Consider the following 7,423-nt stretch of genomic DNA (forward strand, 5'->3'; position numbering starts at 1 on the left):
GCGGGCGCCGCCCTGCGCCGGCTCAACCTCGACCGGCACTGGCGCAACGCCCGCACGCACACCGTCCACGACCCACGCCGGCTGAAGGTGCACGACGTCGGCGACTTCCACCTCAACGGCATCGCCCCGAGGAGCTTCCCCCGATGAGCCGGATCATCCACTTCAACCTGTTCGAGATGAACTGCGTCGGCCACATCCAGCACGGCCTCTGGACGCACCCCGCCAACAACCGCCACCGCTACACCGACCTGGACTACTGGACGGACCTGGCGAAGCTCCTCGAACGCGGCCTGTTCGACGCCGTCTTCCTGGCGGACGTGGTCGGCGCGTACGACCGCTACCGGGGCGGCCCCGAGACGGCCATCCGCGAGGCCGTGCAGATCCCGGCCAACGACCCGCTGCTCGTCGTGCCCGCGATGGCGGCGGTGACCAGGCACCTGGGGTTCGCGGTGACGTTCTCCACCACGTACGAGCCGCCGTTCGCGCACGCCCGCCGCATGTCCACCCTCGACCACCTCACCAAGGGCAGGGTGGCGTGGAACGTCGTCACCTCCTACCTCCGCAGCGCCGCCCGCAACTTCGGGCTCGACGACGAGATCGAGCACGACCTGCGGTACGAGATCGCCGAGGAGTACCTGGAGGTGCTCTACAAGCTGTGGGAGGGCAGCTGGGAGGACGGTGCCGTGGTGCGCGACCGGGAGCGCCACGTCTACACCGACCCTGCCAAGGTGCACGCCATCGACCACGTGGGCAAGCACTTCAGGGTCGCGGGCCCGCACCTGTCGGAGCCGTCGCCGCAGCGTACGCCGGTCATCTACCAGGCGGGCAACTCCGAGCGCGGCAAGGACTTCGCGGCGCGGCACGCCGAGGCCGTCTTCACCGGGCCGCTCTCCCTGGAGGCGCTGCGCGAGGAGATCGCCGATCTGCGGCGCCGGGCCGTCGCGCACGGGCGTGACCCGGACCACGTGAAAGTCTTCCCGGGAGCGTCGGTCATCGTGGGCAGGACCCAGGAGGAGGCGGATGCCAAGGTCACCGATCTGCAGCGGCACATCAGGGCGGAGGGCTTCCTGGCGCAGCGGGGGAGCGGCATCGACCTGGCGGCGTACGACCCGGAGGAGCTGATCGACGACATCGTGGCCCGCGGCGGCGATTTCACCGAGCGCGCCATCCGGCCCCTGGTGGGGCGGGGGCTGCGGGTGCGCGACGTGCTGGAGTCGGTCGGGCGGATCGGGCAGGGGCCGTTCTTCGTGGCGGGCCCGCCGGAGCGGGTGGCCGACGAGATCGAGCGCTGGGCGGACGAGACGGGCGCCGCGGGCTTCAACCTGATGCAGTACCTGTCGCCGGGGACGGCGGAGGACTTCATCGAGCTGGTGGTCCCCGAGCTGCAGCGCAGGGGCCGCTACCGCACGGAGTACACCGACTCGACCCTCCGCGAGCGGCTGCTCGGCCCCGGCATCCACCGCCTCCCGCCCACCCATCCGGGAGCGGCGTACCGCTCGCTCAGCGGGTGACGTGACCGACGCGGAAGAAGCCGTCGGGGTCGAAGGCCCGCTTGGCGTCGCGCAGCCGCCGGTAGTCAGGCGCCGTGTACGCGGCCGCCGTCCTCGACGTGTCGGCCAGGAAGTTCAGGAACGTGCCCCCATTGGCGTACGGGCGCAGCGCCTCGGGCAGCCCCGGCACCGGCGTGTCCACGATGACCGACAGCTTGGTGGCGCGGTGGCTGACGGGCCCTGCTTCCGGACCCGGGCGGCTCGTCGCGCCGCCCCAGTGGCGGATCTCCACGGTCTGCGCGTGGTCCGCGGCCCGCACCAGCGTGCCGATCACCTCGTCGGGCACGGTCTCGAACATGTCCATGTGCCGGTTGGGCGTGCCGCCCATGGACGTGGCCGCGTACGTGCTGGGGCGCGTCTCGTCCAGCAGCGCCGGGCCCGCCGCCTTCCACAGCGGCGCCAGCAGCTGCCTGGCCTCCGCCGCGTCGCCCGCGTGCACCACCTTGACCATGACGACGTGCCTGCCCCGAACCGGCTCGGGCGCGTCGCCGGGCATCCGCTTGAGCACGACCGCCGTGCTGATCTCGTCGGGAGCGTGCTCGATCCAGCTCCGGTACGCGCTCAGCGTCTCGCCGGCCGCCTCGATGGGGAAGTACGCGAACCCGGAGTACACCTTCTCCACGGGGTAGAGGCGGAACTCCAGCGAGGTGACGACGCCGAACCCGCCGCCGCCCCCGCGCAACGCCCAGAACAGCTCAGGGTGGCTGCCGGCGCTCGCCACGACGTGCCGGCCGTCCGCCAGCAGCACCTCGGCCCGCACCACGCTGTCGGACGCGAACCCGTACTTGCGCGCCAGCCACCCGAGCCCGCCGCCGAGCGTGTATCCGGTGACGCCGACGGACGGCGACGACCCGGACAGCGGCGCCAGCCCGAACGGCGCGGCGGCGGCGATCACCTCGCCCCACAGCGCGCCAGGCCCGACACGGGCGATCCGCCGGTCCGGGTCCACTAACACCGACGCCATGGGGGACGTCCTGACGAGGACGCCGCCGTCGCACGCGGCGTGCGTGCCGTGCCCGGTCGCCTGCACCGCGAACGGCACCCCGTGCTGCCTGGCCGCCAGCAGGGCGGTCCGCAGATCCCGCACACTGTGCGCCTCGGCCACCACGGCCGGGCGCGAGTCGACTCGCGGGTTGAGCGAGCGGCGAAGCTCGTCGTATCCGGCCCCGCCCGGCAGGTGCACGGCCCCGGCGAACCCGGGAAGCGCGATCTCGTCCTGGACGATGTACGGCTGGCTCATCTTCTCGGCCCTTCTCTCCGGTGATCTGTGACCACTGTGCTGGAGGGCGCTTACGGCTTCGTTCCCGTCGCCTTACCGCCGCCCTTAAGTCCTCAGGATCCTGGCAGCGGGGTCTGACAAAATCCGCCGGCCGTCGCCTTCTCCGCTACGCCACCGGTCGTACGAACTCATGCGGGGTAGTCGCCACGTCGTACGTGCGGCGCGCCGCCACCTCCGTACCGCGCCGGTGCGGTGAGATGTCGCACGACGTCCTCGCCACCCGAGGCGACCGGACCTGCGCCATGACACGCTTCGAAAACAGCGTGTTCCGTCGTTCGGGCTACCACGATCACTGCCCTTGCCTCCGGAAGCCGGGATAAATCTGTACGAATCTCCGACGTGATCCAGAGCCGCTTTAGTTTGTGCAGGCGAATCACCATTGCCAGTGGAGGCTGACCCGCGGTTGGCCATTAGGCGCACGCATGTCTCGCAAACAAATGCACCGGATCTCATTACGCTCAATCTTCGCGAATACTGATATTTCGGGCGTTCGTCTCAAGCGGCGGCGGAACGAAAACGTTTGATTGGCTGATGAGGTGGTACAACGCCGACATGGCGGGAAGCGACGGAAGCGACTCATCTGGGGCGCAGAATTATGGGATGCCGAGCAGGCGGCACTTGCTTGCCGGGGGGACACTCGCCGCGGCCCTGGCTTCCGCGGGAATCTACGAGCTCGTCGACGCGCTGATCAGAGCGCCCGAGCGGCCGGCGGCGCCGACTCGCCTGCCCTTGCCGCCGGAACAATATGCTATCCCGCAGCCGCGCGTCATCATGGACGACGGCTCCGGAATCGCCAGCAGTAAGGGCACGATGCCGGTCGCGATCCCGCCCTTCCACGCTCATGTCATCACGGCGAAGCTGAACGTTCCGGGAAAGGTGAAGCCTTTGCAGGAGGCGCAGCGGCACCTGGAAGGAGTGCTGCAACGCCTGGAACAGCAGTTCCCGTCCGCCCCGGGCGGAGTGACCATCACGGTGGCCTGGGGACTTCCTTATTTCGAGCATTACATCCCCAGGCTCGAGAAGGGTTCGGGCTATTTCGAGGCCGGCACGTCGTATCCGGCATATTTGCCGGTGGACTTGATCACCTCGAAGGAGCGCGGTCGGACCGTCTATGCGCTGCAGGAGTCCAGGACATTTCCGAGTGATGAGCCGCCTCCCGGCTTCGGGCCGGTTCGCCTGGAGCAGAATGACGTGGCAGTACTGCTGCGCAGCGACTCACTCGCCCATATCATGGCCGCCACGAACGCCCTGTTCGGAACGGGAGGCAATCAAGCGGGCAACCTGTTCAGGGTAACCAGCATTCGCCGAGGCTTCACCGGTGGCGCGCACACCGGGCGGCAAGGGCTGGCGAGCAAGCTGGCAATCAAGGGCGGCATTCCCGGCGCGAAGTTGATTCCTCGGCAGGCGCCGATCTTCCTCGGATTCACAACCACACTCAGGGACGCGGAGAGCTCCATCCCGGTTTCCAACCTCGAGACGTTTCCTGGCTGGACCGACCAGTGGCCCAATGGATACTTCAAGCACGGCACCATCATGCCCCTGTCGCACCTGTTCGAAGACCTCGTCGCCTGGTACTCCAAAACGTTTCCGAAATTCGATGACCGGACCCACGCGATGTTCCGCCCAGGAGTTTCGTTCCCGCCGGGAACAGTCACGGCGGATCCACCCGAGGAAAATGAGGCCGACGTCCTTCGCGACGTGCAGAAATACCACTCTTACGGGCACAACGGAAGTATGCAGCCCGTGAATCGTCTGCAGCAGGAAATGACCAGCAACTACGGTCATGTCTATCCCGTGAATACGGCCATCACCAACCGCGGGGACTTCTCTACGGTCGACAATCCGTTCCACTACACTTCGGATCCTGTTGGAGACCACCACAGTAGACAGGAGGCTGCCGGACTGCATTTCTTGCTCTTCGCTCCGACCACCGAGATCTTCAATCGCGTGCGCCTCGCCATGGACGGCGAGTTTCCCGGCGGCAAGCGCGCCCCTTTCTCCCCGCGCTCCGCGGGAGCCGGCTTGAACTCTGTCGTGCACACGACGCATCGGCAGAACTTCCTGATCCCGCCGCGCTCACACCGGTCCTTTCCGCTTGCCGAGTTCCTGGCCTGACCAGGCCTATGGGGCGGGAGAACTGCGATTCGCGGACTGACGGCCAGTCATGGCATGTCACTGTCCGGAACGACGATCACATCCAGCGGGTAGTGGCCGTTGTAGCCGAGCCCGTGCTGGTTCCACACGACATCCTCCGGGCGGGGCTGGACACGACCGGCCTTGTCCTTCGCGCGCGACATCACGCGATACTGCCCCGGTTTGACCCCGGGCCAGGGCGCCTCGAACCGCACCCACATGTAGGGCTCGGGCGCGCTCAGCAGCTTCGCCTGACGCCAGGGCATCTCGGTGACCCAGCGCCCGGGAGCGACCAGCTTCTCCACGGAGACATCGACGCGCTCGATGGCGCCTGCCCCCGACCACGCACGCCCGCGCAGGGTGATGTTGCCGGGATGGAGCGTGATCTCCGGGTCGTGCTCGATGGCGCTGCGGACCGGGCCGACGCTCAAGGGGACCGGGTTGGGATAGGCAGGGCCGACGAGCACATGCCTGGTCTGCAGCCCGGTCGGCGCGATGCGGTGCTTCGACACCTCGATCTCACCTAGCCATTTGATGTAGGTGACGGCGGCCCATCCCGAAAGGATCAGGCGCAGCGGGTAGCCGTGGTCGACGGGCAGATCGGCCCCGTTCATGCGGTATGCCAGCAGGGTGTCGTCCTTGAGCACCTTGTCGGCGGAGACGACCTGGGAGTAACGGGTCGTCCCGCCGGGGAAGCTGTGATTGACGATGACGTCCAGACCGGTGAACTTCACGTCCATCGGCGATTCCGCTCCGGCAGCGGCCAGCACGTCCTTGGCCCGCACTCCCGTCCATTCGGCCGCGCCCACCGCGCCGAAGTGCCACTGGGTGTAGCCGACGGGAAGCCAGCGGTTGTCAGTGCCGCCGGGTGGCAGTTTGGGGAAGAAGGCGGCGCAGTTGGCGCCGCAGTCGATCGTGCGCTTCACCGTCACGCTCGGCATCGCCAGCAGCTCGTCGTAGGTGAACGAGCGGGGGCGCCTGAGCGCGTCGCCGCTGAGCTTGAGCCGCCATGTCCGGCGGTCGAGCTGCGGCGGGCGGGCCCTGTTGTGGATGTACATCCGATCGTTGGGAACGAATTCCCCGAACTCGACGGGTTCGCCCGACAGGGGAGCCCGCCCGACCGGGCCCCACTTCATCTCCTCCGAGCCGTTCTCGCGGTGGACGAAGTTCCACGACGGCGTCGCCTGCACGACGAAATTCGTCCTCGCGGGCGCCTCCTCAGCCGTTTGGGCTGTTGCGGGCTCCGCGAGGAACGGCACTGTGGCGCCCGCTGCCGAGTACGCCAGGAAGCTCCGTCGCGAGCACTCCTCTGGCGGCATCCCCTCAGAGCGATGAGCATCGGCTTCGTCATGGTCTTCTCGGCGCGTCCTCATGAGTCCCCTTCCACACTCGAATGCAGCATTCGGACATTTAGCGGCCTCTAGCCACATCTCCCTGCGATATTCCCCGCTCCAGGACGCCCCGACATCGATCTTTCTTGACGCGCCCGCTGACCACGGTCAGTAGGGCCACCCCTTGGCCGGGTTGTACGGCCCGGCCAAGAGTGTGATAAATCGATCGAACTCACCCGCTGCCTCGCCCCCGGGAGCCCGGCCCCGAGCCTTCGGCGTCCGGTGATCCGCATGCTCTGGGCCCGATGTCGTCCTGGCCATCGCAGATGACCTTCAGCCGACGCCGGAACTGGCGAGCCCTATCGAGCCGTCACGAATCGTCCGGGTCGATCGAGGAGGGCGCGGGCCTCGTCGGGACGGAGCATGCGGCCGTGGGCGAACGCCGCAGCATACCCCTCCTCGCCGAGTGTGGAACGGGTCGCGAGGGCGATCCTGTCCAGGTCGCCCTGTTCGGCAGGCGTGACCGCCTTCGGGATCGACTCGCGGGCCGCCGCGGCTGCCCCGAGCAGTTGGGCGGCCTCGTGGGGGTGGCCGTCGAGTGCGCAGGCGCCGGCGAGACCGGACAGGGCCTGCGCGAGGTCCGCACCCGCGCTCAGGTCCCGCGCGATGGCGAAGGCTTCCATGTGCCGGGCCACGGCTCCTGCGGGGTTGCCGCGCAGTTCCTCGACATAGCCGAGTTCGGCAAGGACGCTCGGCGCGTACAGAGGGCGTCCCGGTCCGGTGTGGTGCTGGGCGGCGTCCATGAGGTTCAGCAGGTGGGCCTCGGCCGCGTCCAGGTCGCCCTCCCGGCGAGCGGCGAAGGCGAGCCCCATCTCCGCGAACACGGCGCCGAGGGGGGAGCCCTGCTCTGTGGCGAGCCGAAGCCCCCGCTCGCAGTGCTCACGCGCCGACGGATAGTCGCCGCATTCCATGGCGATCCAGCCCAGCCAGGACAGGCGCCCGGAGAACTCGGGCCAGAGCCCGAGCTCTCCAGCCATGCGCAGCCCGTCGCGGTGCAGGTGGGTCGCCTGCTCGTAGTCGCCGATCAGAACGGCGTGGGCGCCGAGCCACTCGGTGGCCTGCAGCAGGCC

Annotated in this window: 5 protein-coding genes; 2 read left to right on the plus strand and 3 right to left on the minus strand. The window is 68.5% G+C overall.

Translation table 11 applies throughout. From position 1 onward, the window contains the following. The first annotated feature begins 143 nt into the window (after window positions 1-143). A complete protein-coding gene (locus AB0J09_RS50205; protein ID WP_360708284.1) occupies window positions 144-1,511 on the plus strand; it encodes an LLM class flavin-dependent oxidoreductase in 1,368 nt (455 codons plus the stop codon). Here the strand turns inward: AB0J09_RS50205 and AB0J09_RS50210 are convergent. Beyond that, window positions 1,501-2,790: an FAD-binding protein gene (locus AB0J09_RS50210; protein WP_360708287.1), complete on the minus strand. Its 1,290-nt coding sequence runs from the start codon at window positions 2,788-2,790 to the stop codon at window positions 1,501-1,503. The two genes, AB0J09_RS50205 and AB0J09_RS50210, sit on opposite strands and share 11 nt — an antisense overlap. Before the next feature lie 639 nt (window positions 2,791-3,429). On the opposite strand from AB0J09_RS50210, the gene AB0J09_RS50215 reads away from it, so the two are divergent. Then, window positions 3,430-4,944 (plus strand): hypothetical protein, encoded by a 1,515-nt coding sequence (locus AB0J09_RS50215; RefSeq protein WP_360708289.1) that lies wholly within the window; start codon window positions 3,430-3,432, stop codon window positions 4,942-4,944. A 47-nt stretch (window positions 4,945-4,991) separates the two neighbouring features. Here the strand turns inward: AB0J09_RS50215 and AB0J09_RS50220 are convergent, their stop codons facing one another. Further along, window positions 4,992-6,281, minus strand: a complete 1,290-nt coding sequence (locus tag AB0J09_RS50220; protein ID WP_360708292.1) for a molybdopterin-dependent oxidoreductase — start codon at window positions 6,279-6,281, stop codon at window positions 4,992-4,994. Window positions 6,282-6,652: 371 nt separating this feature from the next. Beyond that, window positions 6,653-7,423 (minus strand): tetratricopeptide repeat protein (locus tag AB0J09_RS50225; protein ID WP_360708295.1); only part of this gene is annotated, 771 nt, incomplete at its 5' end.

It is taken from the genome of Nonomuraea sp. NPDC049784, from assembly GCF_040659615.1.
GTDB lineage: Bacteria > Actinomycetota > Actinomycetes > Streptosporangiales > Streptosporangiaceae > Nonomuraea.